Genomic DNA, 18,780 nt, shown 5'->3' on the forward strand with positions numbered 1-18,780 from the left:
TCAGGACACATTAAAATATCATGAGAAAAATAAAGTGAAAAGATCATTATTTTTTAATGTACATAGAGTAAACTGGTTTCTATATCAAGCATACTAGGAAAAGACGCCCCGAGCATAGAAAGGATAGCTATGAAGAAGATACTGCTGATCGAGGATGAGAAAAATTTGGCCCGTTTCATTGAACTGGAACTAAAGCATGAATCTTACGAGGTAACCGTCAACTATGAAGGTCGGAAGGGGCTGGAGTCTGCGTTAAACGAGGAATGGGATATCATCCTGCTGGATTTAATGCTTCCAGGTCTCAACGGAATCGAAGTATGCCGACGGATTCGCAAAACGAAGCAAACTCCCATCATTATGCTGACCGCCAGAGACGGTGTGATGGACAAAGTGATGGGGCTGGACAGCGGGGCAGATGATTATATCCCTAAGCCATTTGCTATTGAAGAGTTGCTGGCACGGATGCGTTCTTTGCTGCGACGCAGTGGCTCTGTGGAGGATACCAATCAAATTATCTACAATGGATTGGTGTTGGACAGCGAGGCCCGCATTTTGACCAAAGACCAGCAGATTATTGAGTTGACGAAGCGTGAATTTGATCTGCTGTCCATATTAATGCAGAATATTGGGCGCGTCATGACCCGGGAGAGGCTAATGGAACTCATATGGGGCTATGATTCAGAGGTGGAAACGAATGTCGTCGATGTATATATTCGTTATCTGCGAAGCAAAATCGACGAGCCTGGGGAACCGAGCTTTATTCAGACACTACGCGGATTGGGGTATGTGATCCGAAGATGACAACGTTAAAATTCATATTTTCCCGACTCCCTATTCGTTGGAAATTGGCGGTGTGGTCTTCGTTGCTGCTATGTATTCTGTTTGTTTTGTACAACGGTGTCCAATATTTTACGATTAACCAATGGATGGTCAGCGAGGGAGAAGTGAGCATCCGCAAGAGTATGAATGAAATCCAAAACTTTTTTCAGGAAAAACAGATGTCTGCGCAGGAAATAGTAAACAGTCAACGTTTTGTTGAGGATATGAATGATCCGCATCAAATGATCCGCATATTGAATCAGCAAGGAACCCCACTATTGAGCGTCAGCGATGAGATGCCTGAGGATTGGTTTCCGCCGCAAACGGCGCAAAGCACCCGGATTATGACTGCCTGGCATCTGGAGGATCAGGTTTTGATCATGCGAAGTCCGCTGAATTCAGGTGGTTTTAGGGGAACAATTGAAATTATCAATAATATGGAAAATTTAGAGAAGGTGAGTGACAAAATAAAAGGTGTCATGATTATGGGCGGTATAGGTGCTATTCTATTAAGCGCTTTAGGAGGAGTTTTTCTTTCACGCCAGTTAATCCGGCCGATTCAGTCCATGACGGATACGATGACAAGAATACGGAAAAAAGGGCTGCATGAGGAACGTGTCCAAGTATCCGATAACAATGACGAGCTGTCAAATCTGGGAAGAGTGTTTAATGGGCTGATTGATCAGTTGGAGCGTTCTTTTCTACAGCAAAAGCAGTTTGTTGAGGATGCCTCCCATGAATTACGTACACCCATTTCGATTATTGAAGGCCATATCTCCTTATTGAACCGCTGGGGCAAACACGATCCGGCCATATTGGACGAGTCGCTCAGTGTGTCCGTCCAGGAGCTTGAGCGTTTGAAAGGCATTGTAAACGATCTTTTGGAGTTGACGCGGGCCGAATCGGGAACTTCTGAACAGAATGTGCCTGTAATAGATATCCGTCACACCGTTCAGTATACGCTCACCAATTTTGCCATGCTGCATCCTGATATGATATTCCGGGAGGAACTGACTCCCCTCGAAAAGGTGCAGATTCACATCACGCCTCAGCATCTGGAACAACTGTTACTGATCGTGCTGGATAACGCCGTTAAATATGCTGGCTCTTCGAAAGAAATCCTTGTAACGGGGACGCTGGAACGAGACGAGGTTTATATTCATATTACCGATTACGGAATCGGAATTCCGGCGGAGGACTTGCCATATGTATTCGACCGATTTTATCGGGTGGATAAGGCCAGAAGCCGCGAGCAGGGCGGGACAGGTTTGGGCCTTGCGATAGCCAAGCAGCTGGTCAAGCGATATAACGGTGACATCAGAGTAAGCAGTATTGAACATATAGGGACAACCGTAACGCTTTGTTTTCCAATATACAAAGTCTAAATAGGTTAGACAAATCAAAGAAGCTCCGTAAGCCATATCCATGGTTTACGGAGCTTCTTTCACACTCAAGCATCGTCAGCTTGTGGTTTGTTTGATCTGTTCCAGATTTTATGTTCCATTTTTTCGTACAGGTTCAAGCAAGAGTTTACCAGTTTCCGAGGACGTTTGAAACGCAGGAGCAGATATCGGGTACTAACCGCGCACAAGGTGCCAATCAGCGCACCAGCGGCAATATCTGACGGGTAATGAACGCCAGTCCAGATACGGGAAAAACCAATAAGTAAAGCTGCGGCGAGCCACAACAATCTAAACCTCTTACCGTACAGCCAAAACGTGGCCGCCAGCGCAAAAGCTCCAATGGCGTGGTCGCTCGGGAAAGAGGCGTTGGCCGGATGCTTGATTAGCTGAATGACAGCGTGGGTGACGAAGGGACGATCCCGGTACACAAGATGCCCGATGATAAAGCTGAGCCCCATGCCCAGACATACGGATACCACCGCCGATATGGTCATGTTACGGTTGGGTTTATTTCTTGAAAACCAGTACAGGAGCAAGCCCAAGGCGAATACATATTGGGCATCTTCGGCGAAAAAACGCATCAGCCCATTCAAAACAGAAAAGCTATTCGCTTGTTCATTAATGAAATGGAAAATCTGATAGTCCAGGTTAGATAACATATTAGAGATTACTCCTTTTCTTATATGATTCAAAAGTTGAAAGTAATATGATCTTAACTCTTGAACATGGGAGCACCTTTAGATGAAAATTAGAATTTCATGAGAAAAGGAGATATTTTTATCACTAAATCCTTTGAACTTGTTCAAGTGTCCTTTAGGAGATATAATATACAAGGCAGCATTTTGCATCATTCGATTCCCGACGCTTGAAAGTACAATATATAGACGAACTAAACCGTTTCGATCTATATATTGCTGATCTAAAATCGCTCTTGGGATTTATGCAAAATGCTCAAGGATATAATGAATACCGTTGTGTATATTCATATAGAAAGAGAGCGGGATATTATGGGACGTAAGTGGAACAATATTAAAGAAAAAAAGGCATCCAAGGATGCTAATACGAGTCGTATATATGCTAAATTTGGCGTAGAAATTTATGTAGCAGCCAAACAGGGTGAGCCTGATCCTGAATCCAATCGGGTTCTCAGAGTCGTGCTAGAACGTGCAAAAACGTACAATGTACCGAAAGCCATCATTGACCGGGCGATTGAAAAAGCAAAAGGTGCCGGGGATGAAAACTATGTTGAGCTTCGCTATGAAGGCTTCGGACCGAACGGTTCCATGGTCATTGTAGATGCACTCACCAATAACGTAAACCGTACGGCATCTGATGTGCGTTCTGCTTTTACTAAAAATGGCGGCAGTCTGGGTGTAAGCGGATCTGTAGCCTATATGTTTGATTCAACGGCGGTTATTGGTCTGGTAGGTAAAACCGCAGATGAAGTGTTGGAACTCTTGATGGAGGCAGATGTAGAGGTACGTGACATCATCGAAGAGGATGAGGCTGTTATCGTATATGCGGAGCCTGACCAATTCCATGCTGTACAGGAAGCCTGCAAGCAGGCGGGAGTTACAGAATTTACAGTGGCCGAACTTACCATGCTTGCCCAAAATGATATTACACTTCCAGAAGATGCACAGCTTCAATTTGACAAATTGATTGATGCATTAGAAGATTTGGAGGATGTTCAACAGGTTTACCATAATGTAGATTCTGATGAATAGCTTCAAGCTGAACGACCTTAATCCGTAAATTTATAAAAACATCGTATTCCGATACGGTGTTTTTTTGCGTATTTGCAGCTATTTCTGTGTAATTAGGCAACGGCCTTGGTTTCTTGAATGGGAGAATAGGCTTTTTTTCTTGACTGATTAGTCTGATAAAAGTATGATCTTAGGCAAGGTGGTGAACGTGGGGATTGGGAAGAGCTAAAGAATTTGATACGGAGAGTGTACTGCGAAAAGCCATGGCTGTATTTGGAGAGCATGGTTATGAGGGAACTTCTCTGACGATTTTACTGGATCAGTTGGGTATAGCACGGCAGAGTCTTTACGATACCTATGGAACGAAATATGATTTATTTTTCTCGGCTATTCAGCTCTATATAAGTGACAAAACCGAAGCCGTAGTTCATCTTCTAAGTCAACCAGGGAGCATTAAGGAAGCCATAGCGATGATTTTTAATGAATCTGTCAGGGTTTTGACGGACCCCAATCTATCCAAGGAATGCTTTATTATGAACAGTGCTATTGAACAGGTTCCGCATCATCATGAAATCAAAGTTTTTATATCTGAGAGTACAGAAAGGCTTGAGCTTGCTTTCTACAACGCCCTGGTCCGTGCTCATAAAGAGGGAGAGATTCATTCCACGGAGTCTGAGCTACGGTCGATCGCCAGATTTCTAAATCATGCCCGACTATCGTTGACATTTACCGCCAAGACAGGCGCAAGCCCTGAGGTGCTTAAAGATATCGTGCGTACGACGCTGTCGATTTTGGATTGATTTTTTATGAGCGCTCTATAGCGTTTATTTTTTTGATAATTCCGGACCGATTAGTCAAATTTTTTTTAGAAATTCCAGACTGTTTAGTCTGAAAAATTTCGTTTTCGATAAGGAGAAAAGTCCAATGACAAACAAAAATATAACATTGATTACAGGGGCAAGCGGCAAAACCGGTAGTCGCATTGCTGCCAGACTTAAGCAGTTTCAGCATCCAGTCCGGTTAGCAGGACGTAGCAACTCGACAGATTTGCCCGGCTCAGATCATATACATTTCGATTGGTACGATGAATCAACACATATAAAAGCGCTGACGAATGTAGATAAAATTTATTTGGTTGTGCCTGTATTGGACGTAAACCCCGCCAAAGTCATGATTCCTTTTATTGAAAAAGCCATTCATGAAGGCGTGAAAAGGTTCGTGCTTCTGGGCAGCGCATCTATCCCTGCGGATGGCCCGGTATTCGGACCGGTGCATCAAGCCCTCAGCAATTTAGCTCCTGAGTGGACAGTATTACAGCCATCCTATTTTATGCAGAACTTTACCGAAGGTCAGCATGTAAGCACCATCAAAAACACCGGCACGATTTATAGTGCGACAGGGGATGGGAGAGTGGGTTTCGTCAGCGCAGATGACATTGCAGAAGTGGGGGTAAGAGCCCTGATTGACGATAAGCCTCATAACACAGCTCATGTAATCACTGGACCTCATTCGTTGACATATGGTGAAGTTGCTCAGTTGATCGGCCATGTTATAGGAAAAACGATTCAGCACATCTCGCTGTCTGACGAAGAACTGAAAGTCGGCATGATTCAGGCAGGTATGCCTGCGAACTACGCTGCCATGCTGGCGGGATTGGATCAAAGGATACGTGAAAACGGAAGTGAAGACCAAGTTACCGATATCGTGGAGCGTGTCACCAGGCGCAGCCCGATCTCATTTGAGCAGTTTGTGCAAACCCATGTAGGCACCTGGAAGTAAATGTAGGGGCGTCTCAAACAGATCTGATAGCCTGGTTGAGACGCCCTTGTCAGTTGGCGACAGACACTTTACATAATGCTTGATGTTACCTTCCAGTTATTGAAATCATAGGTCCGTCTCTCTCTGTCATGAACCAAATCGAGTTTATTTCCATTATAATTCTGATGCATCCACGGATCATCCAGCAGAGGCCAATTAGCATAATTGACTTCTGCACCCTGAATTTTACGTGAGGTGGCATATACGATTTCCATCTCTTTACCTGTTAATCCTTTGTAATAGACCCGGGGATTGGTATCGTTAACACCGCTGAAATCCACTACGGTTTTCGTCAGGACAGCCTCAGCAAAGCAGTCAAGCTCTCTAATGCAAGAACCGCCTGCGTAGTCCATAAGAGGTGCTGTTTCAACGATGACCGCATTTTTTGCCCCGTCACTCCGCAACGCTCTCTGATAACCTCCGTATCTCCACGATTCCGTGTCATAAGGCCAATCGTAAGGTTGTGCCGTTCTGACAGCCATCAGCATTTTACCTGTATGGAAGAATACCCAGCCGTTCCTGTTGAATGGGTCCTGTTCGATCGTTGCTTTGATTCCGTTATATGAAACAGGGCCGTCGATCCATGTATTTGAATTTGTGATATTGTATACAGCAATGAGTGCACCGTCGTCCTGAAGCACTTCCTCCATATTCGTTCCGCCAATCCAATATTCCGAGTTGGACGGATTCAAGTTAATCGGCTCACTGAAGTGTTGCTTCATGAAGAACGTATTTGGTTCGTCACTGTATGTATCTCCCACCCATTTGATGCCCCAACGATGAAGCTGGTTTTGTGCGAGCCGATTGTCCTTTTGACTGAATACGGCGTAATCCGGGGTGATGTAGCTTGTCTTATACGGTTTGTTACTGTTTCTAGGCATCCGTTCCTTATGTGTGTAAGTTGTAGAACGGGCTGTCGCTATACTCTTGAAAATGTCTGGTAACTCGTAGTTCGCAACCGTAAATGGAATCGTGGTAAATTTCAGATTGGTTTCATTGCCGAGATATATCGGCTTACGACTGTCTCCAAACAACATCCACAGTAGCACTGCACTCTCATCAAGTGTATATCCCGGCTCTTGCTGCGCATTATAAGTTCTGGCCTGACTGGTCACCCAGTACCCATGCAGCCACTCCCCTACGATACTGGCAAAATACCACTCCAACGTCAGTTTGGCCATATTCCGCAATGTCGCATCTTTCAAGTGTTCGGTAATGAACAATAGCGGTCCTACATGATGGATAAAATATGTTGGGGAGTCGTATTCAAAGTACCCCTGTTTTGTAATTGTGGAAAGTTCGGACAGCAGATAGCTTCTGGCGATGGTAGCATAATTCACCGGATAATCTGGCCATTCTTCCGCTCCGACAACCCCGACTGCCGCATACATGAGCCGTTGATTTTCTGTATTTCCCGACAGAGCCGTCCCATCGGCATTCAAAATGTTAAAACTTAGCATTTTTGCTTTTACTTTATCCTTTAATGCAGGTGAGTAATACTCTTTATACTTCATATAAGCTTCCATTACGTTAATTCCCCAGAACATGTCTTTGTTTCGATCCAAATGAATGTTGACGTAGGCAAGTCCAGTGCTGATATTTCCTTTGGAAAATTGCGCCATAGCCGCATAACCACCGACCTTTCGGCCCTGATCATACTCACTATAAGGGTAGCCCAATGCTGCTACATCGTCGATTACGATCTGTTTGCGCTCCTGTAGTGAGCCTGTTAAAATCTCATTTTTAAACATAATTAAAGCCACTCCCCTGATAATGGAATAATAACGCAAAAATAGTGTAAATTTAGAGATGTGAGAGAAAGAAAAACCTGAACATAAATCTGGCTGAGAATTGCGAATTTTAATTGTTAGAAGAGATTATTTGTTGTAATTATAAGATGTTTGGTTATTAATCTCAATATTTTTACTATATTTTTATTGTGAAAATATAGCATTAGAATCAAGATGAAATCTACCCGGGATTATTCCGGCTATGTCCCGGGTACGTTTTCTTCTATGCTTTTTAGCTGATTATGATGATGGTTGGGTTTGATCTATTCCGGATTTCGTCAGGTAGATCACCAAGGTTAAAATAGTTACGAGAAAAATCACGCTGGTTCCGGCCGTACCCAGGCCGAGTCCGCCATCGGTGTGAGATTGTGACAGATAATCCCCAAGAGAGGCGCCGAGAGGCCGGGTCACAATGTACGCCATCCAGAAGGACCACACGGCATTGAATTTAAACCGATTGCGGGCAATCGTTACGATACCAATCAGTGAAGCAAACATAAGCGCTGACCTCCAGTAACCTAAGTCAAGGCCTTCTGATATAAGATCACCAGCCGCTGTACCCAAGGCAAAGGTAAAGAATATCGTTGTCCAGTAGAATATTTCACGCTTGATCGTGTAAATAGAATGAATGGATAATGTTTTCTCGCTCCCATACCAAAGTGTAAAAGTCACCAGGAGAGCAAGGGCAAAGACAGTCGTGGTAACTTGCAGCGAGACCCCTATGTGGTCCACAAGGTTATCTGAGACAAGCGTGCCCACAACACTGATGAGAGTCACCACGAGCCAGTAGATTCCAGGTATATATTTGCGCGACCTGAACTGAAATAGAAGTGTGACGAGTAAGAGAACAACCATGACCACAGTTGTACGAGTCAAGCCCCAATGCAAATTAAAGTTAAGAAAGTCGGCAGCGGTTTCTCCCACGGTCGTCGTCATAATCTTAATAATCCAAAACAAAATGGTGACCTCCGGCACCTTGTTTAGCATTTTGCGGATTATGGATATGTTCGCCGTCTCCTCCGTGGAAATGGAGAGACTTTCGCTTTTCATGTTCTGATCCTGTTCCTCTTTTTTCATTGATAATCCTCCTCATGTTCTGGGGAACCTATTTAGATACTTGTCCCTCCTGAACAATGTACATAAAGAACATGAAACGATAGTGAGAATTACATGTGAAAAAACATAGAACATTTAAGCTTAGATTAGAAACTGATTAGGAATGAGGGACTTCAATGTATTCAATGCTCCATCTAGGGAAGGAAGAAAATCAACCTGTAGATGGACTCCAAAGCGACTGCTATGGGTTAAACTGGCTACGTACAGTTGAGAAAAATAAGGAATGTGGGGGGAGAACATGGGCAGCTATGTCATTATTTTGGTTATTGTCGTTTTTTTAATGCTAAAAGAGAAAGAAATTCGCCCGTCCCGTTTATGGATCACACCAGCGTTGTTCGCGTATCTAACTTTTTCAAGCATGACCGGAAACACCCTGACAGCAGGAAGCTTCTTTCTGTACTCGATTTGTTTGCTTGTTGGGCTTGCTATCGGCGCATGGAGAGGGAAACTGGATAAGGTTCGAATCCATCCTGTAACCGGCAAAGCAACCTCTCAAGGCTCCATTGCCGGGGTTATTCTTTTCTTAGTAGTTATGCTTCTTCGTGTATTGGCGGGTTCATGGGGAGCACAATGTCCTTCTCTTTGAAGGAACCTGTCGCCTGAGCTTGTTTGATCCAGCGGTCTAAAGCTGAGGCTGTGAGGCCATATTCCTCCACAAGGGCTGCTCTGGATTTCCCATTTTCATAGAGTCCCACCATTTGTTTTTTGAATTCTGCTGTAAAGGTACGTCGTTGTTGTTTTGGCATTGTAGAGATTCGCTCCTTAACATGATAGGTTTATTCTACAAGCCCTTATTTTTTCTGTCCAACTTAGCTTAAAGAGTGGATACAAGATTCGCAAACGTCATTACCGAAGCAACTCCTGTGACGATGACCGATAGTCCGGGCAGTACACCCCGGAATATTCGTATTTAGAGTAAGAAAAGACGCCAAGCCGGTCATGCTCAAAGGCTTAGCGTATATTTTCGTTAAAATGTTGGCGGGACCCCGTTAAATGATTAACTTGCGTTTAACTCTGGTGTTTGTTTCATTTTAGAAGCATTTAGAGTAGTATAGATAATTAAAGCTATAAGAATTGTAACCAGTACCAGCGAAGATCCCATAGTTCCTAAATCCAATCCTCCCTTTGCGTGGGATTTGGTAAGAAGGTCTCCAAATGTCGCTCCAAAAGGACGTGTTAATACAAACGCTAGCCAGAACAGAAATACTCGTGAAATATTTGTGAAATAAGTTAATAGTAGAATAATACCCAGCAAGCTCCCTATTAAAACCGCTCCTCCTACAAAACCAAGACCGGAACTATCCGCCAAAAAATCACCTAAAGCAGTACCTAAAGTGTTTGAGAACAAGATGGCAATCCAATAAATCAATTCTACTTTCCGTGTAGTAATATTATTGACGTTCAATGATCGCTCACTAAAATACCAAAATGAAAAAATGGCTAACAATATACATACTAAAATTAATGATCCCGTTGCATAACCCAACCCTAGGCTACGATCCATGTAGTCAGACATGGTCGTGCCAGCAGTGCTCGTTGTAAGAATTACAGTCCAATAAAGAAATGGATGGTACTTCTTAGAAGAAAGTTGAAAAATAAGACTAATTAAAAAAACACTAACAAAATCATGGAACTAATGGCATAGCCTACATTAAGGGTTTGTGACAATAAGTCACCTGCGGTTTCACCCAGCGTAGTAGCGCAAATCTTCATAATCCAAAAAAAGGCCGTGACTTGTGCAATTTTTTGCATCTTTCATTTCTCACTCCCCGAATTTTAACAGCCTTTTATTTTTATAAAGTGCTATTTGCTTTAATATATTCGGAGATAATTAAATTCACATTAGAAAGCAGTAAGAAATGCATGAGGATATGCTTTTTTCTGAGAGCATGGACAAGACGCACGTTCACCGAATTCTTCAGAGTTCATCCTTTGGATAAAAAGAATAACCGGGATACTTGACGACAGGCCATTTTACCTTCCGCAAATTAGAGGTCACATCAGCACCAACATTTAAATTGCTCTGAATGAGCTCTGTGGGGGTAAGAGCCATCCATTGATTCAGGGAAACATCCGCGAAACGGTCACTTTTAAACATTTCAAGAAACCATAACGTACTTGAACCTGTATTTTGGATGTAATGACCGTAAGCAAAAGGAACATATCCAACATCCCCGGCTCTGAAATCAAACGTGCGCGCCGCGCCATTTCCGCCAAAAACAGTCATTCGGCCTTGCCCGGTAAGATAGTATTGCCATTCGTCATTATTGGGATGCCAGTGCATTTCCCGAATGGCTCCAGGCTCAATCTCAACAAGAGCAGCGGCGATCGTTTGGGATATCGGAAAATTGGAAGAATCGACGATTCGTACGCTTCCACCCGGCGTTTTGATGGGGGGCTGAGCGAGTAATTCATATTTAAAGGATTGAGGTATCGTACCATAGGGAGAGGAAACCGCCTGGCTTTGGATTGAACCAGGAACGTTATCCTGATAAATGTATACTTGTTCTTGAGGAATGGACGAAAAATCAGCTTCAGGAACGCCGAAATTGGCAGACAATACATCTTTTGGAGTATGTGCAAACCAATCGGAGATGGATAACGTGTTCAGATCAGAAAAGTTGCCGTCATCAAAAACTAGCAAAAATTCGCAGCCTTCCTCAAGACCTTGTATAGAGTGTGGAATGCCGGGTGGGAAATACCAGAGATCACCAGGACCCACATCAGCAATAAAATTCCGACCATTTTGGTCGACGGCTGTAATACGGGCACTCCCCAACAGCATATAAGACCATTCTGCCTGCTGGTGCCAATGAAGCTCGCGTACGCCGCCTGGTGTCAAACTCATATTAACTCCGGCAAGAGTGGTTGCAATGGGTAGCTCCCTTGCGGTTATTTCTCTTGACCAGCCACCGTGATTCAACTGCATATGGGCATCTGAAAAAGAAAACCTCATGTTCGGGATGAGTCCATTATCTGTTACGGGTGGAACCAGCATGTCAGGATTTTGCAAATCCCTCATCACATCCCGGGGACCCTTATCAATGCCTCCAGCGCCATCACTTCTGATGGGCTGCGGCACTTTGGAATTTTTCGAGCAATCATTATGCATCATTTGATCTTCCTCTCCAAGTTGAGGCTTCATCAATCTTAGAATAAGAAAAAATCCGCATAAAGATTTTATGAACTCTTGGAGGGTTTTATGCCTTCTGAGCCAGATCAGCAAACTGTGCATCCATGAGCTGAACTAAATCCTTCGGACTTAATTCAAGTTGGGTTCCAATTTTCCCGGCGCTCACAACAATGGTTTCCAACTTTACTGCGGGTTGGTCAATAAAAGTAGGATAGAGCTTTTTCATTCCTATAGGAGAGCAGCCACCCCTGATATAGCCCGTATGCTTTTGCAGCTCTTTGACTGGAAGCATTTCGATTTTCTTTTCTCCCGCTGATTTGGCAGCCTTTTTGAGATCAAGCTCTTTATGTACAGGAATCACAAAAACAAACAGATGTTGTTTGCTATGTGCAACCAACGTTTTGAAGACAGCTTCCGGAGCTTTTCCGATTTTCTCGGCTACATTCATACCATCTATTTTTCCATCCTGATGATCATAACTCAGAATTTTGTAGCTTACATTCTGTCCATCCAATATTCGCATCGCGTTTGTTTTACTCGCACTCATCTTATTTCGTCGTCCTTTCTAAGCTCTTGCCGAGGCAATTGTAGCAACCATATCCCCCGGCAGAATTATTTGGTTCTCATCATTAGAGTCGTTCCAGATCATCTACATAGTCCTTTGCTTCCTTTAAAGAGAGGTCTTTAGCTACTCTTAGCTCTTTTATCGCCTGAATCTTTTTGCCTTCTCTAATCAACAGGAGCAGCCTTTCATTGATATCCTCCGAAATTCCTGTGTATAGCACATGTGGTGGCGCGGTAGCAGTTGTGCCTGACAGCGATATTCCCGACACTCCAGAATGATTCTCAAGGCGCTCTATATCGGCTTTCAGGTCATTAAGCCGAGCTTGCAAGCTGTAGACTTTGATCAAAAGTATGATGGAAATAATCAACGCGATCAATGCTATAAATTCCATAGTTTCCACTAATGTTCCCCCTTTATTTTCTTATTTCTGCTTAAAACTGACACATTAATAATCGTTTAATTACAAATAGTATAGCATGAGAAATTCATTTTCCCATCACTAAGGTTGCCTCGTGGCTACAAATTGACTTTTTGCAGACAGAACGTTATAACAGATCTTATTTTAATTAACAATAAATCATACCCGTGAAAAAGAGCCGTCCTCAAATCGATCGAGGGCGGCCTTTATACGTGTGCATCCTAAACTTTTTATTTCCTGCCCAATCAACTTTCACTGTTAGCCGTAACGTCATGCCAAATAAGGCGAATGACCGTGCCTTTCCCTAAAGCCGTGTCGACCGTAATTTGCCCTCCCATGGCTTCAATCAGTCCTTTGGATACAGCCATACCAAGACCTGTCCCATTCGGCGTAGTAGAGGTATTGGTTCCCCGGTAATAACGTTCAAATAATCGGCTTACCGTATTTTCATCCATTCCTCTACCGTTATCAGCAAATTCAATCGTGAACCCTTTACCACCTTCGCTGGATATAACCGAGACGGTAAGTGTCGTTTCAGGCGGATTATGAAGCAGAGCATTGGCAGTCAAATTGTTAATGACCCTTTCTAGCCAAGGCGTATATAGCTTAACAAAGATGTCGACAGGAGCAGGCCGGAACAAAATGGCTTCTTCCTTATAAAAAGGGTCGGTACCTACCTGCTCTAACGTTTCCCGTAGCCAGCTATTCAACTCAATTTCCTCAGATTCAGGGGGACGGGCGCCACTTTTTAAGCGATAACTCATGGCAAGATCGTTAATCAGCATATCCATGTGCGCAGATTTTTCCAGCATTGTACCCGAAAATTTACGAACTTCTTCTGCGGTCCAATCATATTGCGGCTCAGCCAGTAAGTGAGCGTAACCTTTGATGGAAACGAGCGGTGTTTTCAGATCATGGGTGATCCCGGCAATCCATTCCTCTCTGAGACTATCGGTTTGCTGACGCAGTACCTGATCTCTTTGCAGCGTACATGAGAGCTTATCAATAGAATCCATCACATCCGCAAAAATGAGGTAACGTCGCTTCCATTTGCCTGAACCCAACCGGCTGCGTTGAATGCCTCTATGATCAACAGGCTCTTGATATACGGATTTACCGAGTGCATCGAGCCAGGAGAGCATATGAAGTAACGGGACTCCGAAGCGATGCGCCTGCCACAGTGAGAGAAGCAGGAATAAAAGAAAAATAGCTGAGAACATGGCGACTATGGACTTTAGTATCGTTCTTTCTTCCTCAGGAGGAAGCCAGCTATTGCCTGTAGCAACACCGCCAGCATTCGGAAGACTAATGACCCATGTACGATCCGTTTCTTCCATATATTCGGAGGAAAGGTGGAAGCCGTATCTTTCACTGTACATGGTGCGAAGGGAAAGCTCCTGAAGAGTATAGGCTGTCGGTGCAGATGTTGGACGATTGTAGGAAGCAAGCTCCGACCCGGTTGCATCCAGTAACTGTATGTAGCCACCAAGCTGCTTGAGACGGGCAGTGACTTCATGGGGCAATATCAGCTTTCTATTCGAAGACAATGTTCCCTGACTGCTTACTGTTTTTAATAGGGTTCCCATAGGATTAGGCTGACCATATAGCAGTGTGAAAGTTCGACCATCCTTCTCCTGAACCCAAAGAGAAAGCGCATAGGGGAAGGAGCGGGTACCTGTCCAATAAGAGACGAACTCGCCGGGTGCATATTTCTTCGGTACATCTTGCGGTGTATTGTAGGACTGATTCACCTGCCCGTTTTCGTCAAGACTTTGCAGCCAGCCGCCGTTTTTCTTGACCTGCTCTAGCAAAAGTGGATCAAAGTGTATGCCATCCTTGCCTATTTCGGAGGACGCTACAAGCTGTTCTAATCCAGTAGAGGCAAAATCATTGGAGAGACGGATATCGACCAAGCGCTGATACGCCCAAAAGAACGTAACAGCAGCAATCAGGAACGCAAAAGCTTCAGCGGTAGCCAACTGAAGCACGAATCGCATCATTAGCTTGCGTTTAATATTCATAATCGTTGGGAACTCCCTATTTTCGCTTGTACGAGCTTATAGCCAAGTCCTCTAACATTTACGATAAAGCTTGGATTGGCAGGATCAGGTTCAATTCGTTCCCGGATGCGATGAATATGTACCATGACGGTATTGTCATCGCTTAATGCTTCTTCTCCCCAGACGGCTTCATATAGCTCGCTTTTGCTGAAAATTCGATTGGGGTTTTTGCATAAGAAAAGCAATAATTGGAAGACTAGCGCAGGACAGGCTACGACTGTTTGCTCAACACGAAGCTCGCCGGCTGTTTCATCGATCTGAAAATGTCCATAGTCATAAATGGCGTTCATTTTGCTGGAGGGCTGTGCAGATCCAGATTCTTTGGTTGTATTATTAATGGTCAAGTAACGCCGTAGTTGTGAACGTATGCGTGCGACAACCTCTAACGGATTAAACGGTTTGGTAATGTAATCATCGCCGCCAACAGCGAACCCAGTCAGCTTATCAAAATCAGATTCCCGAGCGGTTAAAAACAAGATGGGTGCATCCGTCGTTTGACGGAGAAACGGACATATTTCGATTCCACTGCGTCCTGGCAACATGACATCTAATATGATCAAATCGTAGATTTTCCCTTCACAGGCAGTAATGGCCGCTTCACCGGTCATTACTGTATCGACATTTGTGTAGCCTTCCTTATGTAGGACGGTCAGCAAGAGTTCAAGAATAGATTGCTCGTCGTCGACAAGTAAAATTGCCGCATTGTTCATGCTTTCATTCCTTTCTTCTATATCTTTATCCCTTTCATCATATCATGATTCCTCAGAGATGAACGAAGCGTTGTTTAACGGAAGCTTGATTGTGATCTGTAGATCTGAAAAAGAGTTAAGGCTTAGTTAAAGTGATGTTACACGGGATCTAAGACCGTCTTGTTAGAATGGGGTAGATAAAATAATAATATACACAAAACGGGGGTGCAGCAGTGAAGAAGGCAACTAGAAAGAACAGGATAGAAATCTTCCACTATGGCAAAATGGTACTGGTGGCAAGTGCGTTTGCTGCTTTTATAACGGCATGCGGAGGAGGAGGGAGCTCGGAAGTGGCCAAAGACATACCGAATGAAACAACAAATACAAAGGACCAAACGGTAAAGCCCGAGGAGGTACCGGAAAAGCTGCTTGAGGGCAAGTATGCGGAGGTTTATGACCAATTCAGCAATGAGTTTAAACAACGACTGAGCGAAGATGATTTTGAAAAATTGGCTCCTGACTCTCTAAAAGGTGCTGATTCATTTAAGCAGGCGTCAGTCATGAAACTCAATGGCAGCGAACAACGTTCATGGATAAGCGACTCAGGGAAAATAGGGCTGATCACTGTTTTTGATGAGAAAGGAACTATATTGGGGCTTCAAGCCAAGAAACTTTCCCCTTCGCCGGAAACAGACAATCGCCTGACCAAATTCAAATACGATTGGCCATTGAAGGGGGAATGGTTTGTTACCTGGGGGGGAACCAATGCGCTTGTGAATTACCACTATGAATATGAAAGCCAGCGATATGCCTATGACCTTATACAGAAAAAAGATGGCTATTCCTATAAAGGTGATCAGCTGAAAAATACAAGCTATTATGCTTTCGGCCAACCGATTCTTGCGCCGGCAAGCGGAACCGTGGTCTCGGTTGTAAATAACATTCCTGATAACGAACCTGTCGGCGTGATGAACGAGAAGGTGCCTGCCGGGAATGAAGTTGTGATTGACCATGGCGGGGAATATAGCGTGCTAGCTCATATGAAGAAAGGCTCTGTTAAAGTGAAGGTAGGAGATAAGGTGAAGAGTGGCGATGAAATCGGGCTACTTGGTAATTCAGGCAATTCCAGCGAAGCCCATCTTCATTTTCAGGTGTCAGACGGTGCAGATTTATTCAAGTCTCGTTCGATCAACATCAATTGGAAAAACCGGATTGCTCCTGTGCAGGGAGAGACAATAACAGCCGAGTAATTTCAAAAAAATTCAAACGCTCAGGCAAAGGTTGATCTTCAGTTTTATGATGATCAACCTTTGTTTTTTGTCATCTGACAGCAAGTTATTGAAAAATATCGTCCTCATTACAAAGCAGAATGTTATTTTAAGTTCGTTGACAACTTGTATATACATGATATATTCTTGTATATACAAGAAACATGAAAGCGTTATAATGTTTAATTTAGGGAGAAAGGAACGAGTATGATGCAATCGATAAACAAAGCTTTGATTCATCAAGATACGGACTGGTGGCGCAAATCGGTGGTCTATCAGGTTTATCCCAAAAGCTTTAATGATACAACAGGTAATGGAACAGGTGATATACGAGGATTAACACAAAGGCTGGATTATTTATATGAACTGGGCGTTGATATTATCTGGTTACAGCCGGTATATGTCTCCCCGCAGCGTGATAACGGGTATGATGTAGCCGATTATTGCAGGATCAACCCCGATTTTGGAACTATGAAGGACTTCGAGGAATTGAGTCAGGAGATCCAAGCACGTGGAATGCATCTGATGATAGATATTGTAGTAAATCATTCTTCGACAGAACATGTCTGGTTTCAGGAGGCACGACAATCAAGGGATAATCCATACAGGGACTATTACATTTGGCATGATCCTGCACCCGATGGTGGGCCCCCTAACAACTGGAAGTCTAAATTCGGTGGACCCGCTTGGCAGTATGATCAAACAACAGATCAATATTTTCTAACCCTGTTTGACAAAACTCAGGCAGATCTAAACTGGGAAAATCCGAAAGTACGTCAGGAAGTCGTAAAACTGCTGGAGTTTTGGGCTGAAAAGGGAGTCAGCGGATTTCGGCTGGATGTGATTAATTTAATTTCCAAAGATCAGCGATTCCTGAGTGATGATCGCAGCACTGCTCCGGGCGATGGACGCAAGTACTATACGGACGGTCCGCGCGTACATGAGTACATTCACGAATTATATGAAAAAGTATTTCAAAAGTATAATAACGTGACTGTGGGCGAGATGTCCTCTACGTCGCTGGAGCACTGCATCCGTTACTCCAATCCAGAGAAAAAAGAATTGTCCATGACCTTCAATTTTCATCATTTGAAAGTAGATTATCCGAAGGGTCAAAAGTGGGAACTGATGCCCTATGATTTTGAAATGCTGAAAAGCCTATTCTCGGAATGGCAAATGGGCATGCAACAGGGTGGCGGCTGGAGTGCATTATTCTTTAACAACCATGATCAGCCACGAGCGATCTCCCGTTTTCTAGATGATAGCGTATACCATGCCGAAAGCGCTAAGCTGCTGGCTACCACACTACACGGACTTCAAGGAACGCCCTATATATTCCAAGGCGAAGAAATTGGTATGGCCAATCCGAAGTGGTCAGATATCGAAGAATTTCGAGATGTGGAATCTCTAAATATGTATCGTATTCTGCAAGAACAGGGTAAGAGTGCTGAAGAAGCATTAAATATGATCCGGGAGCGATCCCGCGATAATTCGAGGACGCCGATGCAATGGGATGATAGTCCAAATGCGGGGTTCACTTCAGGTACTCCCTGGATCAAGATAGATGAGCGTTATCCACAAATTAATGTGCAGGCCCAGTTAAAGGATCCGAACTCCATCTACCATCATTACCAAAAGCTGATCAGACTGCGCAAGACGGTGCAAGTCATTACCGATGGGAATTATCAGCGACTGGACGAGGCCCATCCTCAGATATATGCCTACCAACGCAGCAATGAAAAGGAGACTATGATCGTCATCTCTAATTTTAGCGGGCAGGAGGCCAAATTCCAAATACCTGATTCATGCTACTTACAACTAAAAGATCAGGCATTGGTTTCTGCTGAACTGTTAATTGGTAATACCGAACAAGCTCTTGAATTAAAGCAGTCTATCACTTTGTCCCCATATGCTTCCTATATGTGGCTCGTTCATAGACGCAGTTTATAGTGTAGCAACAACCAATAGCTCCAGGTTCCTTCACTGTTATGGCAA

18 protein-coding genes are annotated in these 18,780 nt (G+C 43.8%); 8 read left to right on the top strand and 10 right to left on the bottom strand.

Annotated features, from left to right (window positions below; genetic code table 11):
• Nucleotides 1–129 precede the first annotated feature (129 nt).
• Together NST83_RS11815 and NST83_RS11820 are read left to right on the top strand one after the other, a co-directional pair.
• The gene (locus NST83_RS11815) at nt 130–801 is read left to right on the top strand and encodes a response regulator transcription factor (RefSeq protein ID WP_137063033.1); all 672 of its coding nucleotides are present in this window, start codon (nt 130–132) and stop codon (nt 799–801) included.
• Nucleotides 798–2,204 carry a HAMP domain-containing histidine kinase gene (locus NST83_RS11820; RefSeq protein WP_342417719.1) on the top strand — a complete coding sequence of 469 codons (1,407 nt, stop codon included), beginning with the start codon at nt 798–800 and terminating at the stop codon, nt 2,202–2,204. The genes NST83_RS11815 and NST83_RS11820 overlap by 4 nt, the downstream gene beginning before the upstream one ends.
• Nucleotides 2,205–2,269: 65 nt before the next feature.
• Here NST83_RS11820 and NST83_RS11825 read toward each other — a convergent pair whose 3' ends face one another.
• Entirely contained in the window at nt 2,270–2,881 is a 612-nt protein-coding gene (locus tag NST83_RS11825) for an undecaprenyl-diphosphatase (protein ID WP_342417720.1), read from the bottom strand.
• 348 nt (nt 2,882–3,229) lie between these two features.
• Between NST83_RS11825 and NST83_RS11830 the strand changes: the two genes are divergently transcribed.
• The 3 genes from NST83_RS11830 to NST83_RS11840 all read left to right on the top strand — a co-directional run bounded on the left by NST83_RS11830 (nt 3,230) and on the right by NST83_RS11840 (nt 5,707).
• A complete protein-coding gene (locus NST83_RS11830; RefSeq protein WP_342417932.1) occupies nt 3,230–3,949 on the top strand; it encodes a YebC/PmpR family DNA-binding transcriptional regulator in 720 nt (239 codons plus the stop codon).
• Nucleotides 3,950–4,143: 194 nt separating this feature from the next.
• On the top strand, nt 4,144–4,728 hold the full coding sequence (locus NST83_RS11835; RefSeq protein ID WP_342417721.1) for a TetR/AcrR family transcriptional regulator: 585 nt from the start codon (nt 4,144–4,146) through the stop codon (nt 4,726–4,728).
• A 124-nt stretch (nt 4,729–4,852) separates the two neighbouring features.
• Nucleotides 4,853–5,707, top strand: coding sequence for an NmrA family NAD(P)-binding protein (locus NST83_RS11840; protein WP_342417722.1), 855 nt, complete (start codon nt 4,853–4,855; stop codon nt 5,705–5,707).
• Between the two features lie 68 nt (nt 5,708–5,775).
• On the opposite strand, the gene NST83_RS11845 is transcribed toward NST83_RS11840, so the two are convergent.
• Nucleotides 5,776–7,497, bottom strand: coding sequence for a hypothetical protein (locus NST83_RS11845; RefSeq protein ID WP_342417723.1), 1,722 nt, complete (start codon nt 7,495–7,497; stop codon nt 5,776–5,778).
• Nucleotides 7,498–7,776: 279 nt separating this feature from the next.
• The gene (locus NST83_RS11850; RefSeq protein ID WP_342417724.1) at nt 7,777–8,613 is read right to left on the bottom strand and encodes a hypothetical protein; all 837 of its coding nucleotides are present in this window, start codon (nt 8,611–8,613) and stop codon (nt 7,777–7,779) included.
• A 277-nt stretch (nt 8,614–8,890) separates the two neighbouring features.
• Here NST83_RS11850 and NST83_RS11855 point away from each other — a divergent pair, with 277 nt between their 5' ends.
• Nucleotides 8,891–9,238 (top strand): hypothetical protein, encoded by a 348-nt coding sequence (locus NST83_RS11855; RefSeq protein WP_342417725.1) that lies wholly within the window; start codon nt 8,891–8,893, stop codon nt 9,236–9,238.
• Nucleotides 9,239–9,649: 411 nt separating this feature from the next.
• Here NST83_RS11855 and NST83_RS11860 read toward each other — a convergent pair whose 3' ends face one another.
• The 7 genes from NST83_RS11860 to NST83_RS11890 form a co-directional block, all read right to left on the bottom strand.
• Nucleotides 9,650–10,168: a hypothetical protein gene (locus NST83_RS11860; RefSeq protein WP_342417726.1), complete on the bottom strand. Its 519-nt coding sequence runs from the start codon at nt 10,166–10,168 to the stop codon at nt 9,650–9,652.
• Nucleotides 10,169–10,257: 89 nt separating this feature from the next.
• Nucleotides 10,258–10,404 (bottom strand): hypothetical protein, encoded by a 147-nt coding sequence (locus NST83_RS11865; RefSeq protein WP_342417727.1) that lies wholly within the window; start codon nt 10,402–10,404, stop codon nt 10,258–10,260.
• A 166-nt stretch (nt 10,405–10,570) separates the two neighbouring features.
• Entirely contained in the window at nt 10,571–11,764 is a 1,194-nt protein-coding gene (locus tag NST83_RS11870; protein ID WP_342417933.1) for an oxalate decarboxylase family bicupin, read from the bottom strand.
• 88 nt (nt 11,765–11,852) lie between these two features.
• Nucleotides 11,853–12,332 carry a Cys-tRNA(Pro) deacylase gene (gene ybaK, locus NST83_RS11875; protein WP_342417728.1) on the bottom strand — a complete coding sequence of 160 codons (480 nt, stop codon included), beginning with the start codon at nt 12,330–12,332 and terminating at the stop codon, nt 11,853–11,855.
• Between the two features lie 82 nt (nt 12,333–12,414).
• Nucleotides 12,415–12,750 carry a ribosomal protein L7/L12 gene (locus NST83_RS11880; RefSeq protein WP_342417729.1) on the bottom strand — a complete coding sequence of 112 codons (336 nt, stop codon included), beginning with the start codon at nt 12,748–12,750 and terminating at the stop codon, nt 12,415–12,417.
• Nucleotides 12,751–13,013: 263 nt separating this feature from the next.
• Nucleotides 13,014–14,789 carry a HAMP domain-containing sensor histidine kinase gene (locus tag NST83_RS11885; protein WP_342417730.1) on the bottom strand — a complete coding sequence of 592 codons (1,776 nt, stop codon included), beginning with the start codon at nt 14,787–14,789 and terminating at the stop codon, nt 13,014–13,016.
• Entirely contained in the window at nt 14,786–15,538 is a 753-nt protein-coding gene (locus tag NST83_RS11890; RefSeq protein ID WP_137063047.1) for a response regulator transcription factor, read from the bottom strand. Before NST83_RS11890 ends, NST83_RS11885 begins: the two co-directional genes overlap by 4 nt.
• Before the next feature lie 212 nt (nt 15,539–15,750).
• Here NST83_RS11890 and NST83_RS11895 point away from each other — a divergent pair, with 212 nt between their 5' ends.
• Both NST83_RS11895 and treC read left to right on the top strand, forming a co-directional pair.
• Complete coding sequence (locus NST83_RS11895) at nt 15,751–16,767, top strand: peptidoglycan DD-metalloendopeptidase family protein (protein WP_342417731.1); 1,017 nt, start codon at nt 15,751–15,753, stop codon at nt 16,765–16,767.
• Nucleotides 16,768–16,995: 228 nt separating this feature from the next.
• Nucleotides 16,996–18,735 (top strand): alpha,alpha-phosphotrehalase, encoded by a 1,740-nt coding sequence (gene treC / locus NST83_RS11900; RefSeq protein ID WP_342417934.1) that lies wholly within the window; start codon nt 16,996–16,998, stop codon nt 18,733–18,735.
• Nucleotides 18,736–18,780: the final 45 nt, after the last annotated feature.

The organism is Paenibacillus sp. FSL R10-2782 (genome assembly GCF_038592985.1).
GTDB lineage: Bacteria > Bacillota > Bacilli > Paenibacillales > Paenibacillaceae > Paenibacillus > Paenibacillus terrae_C.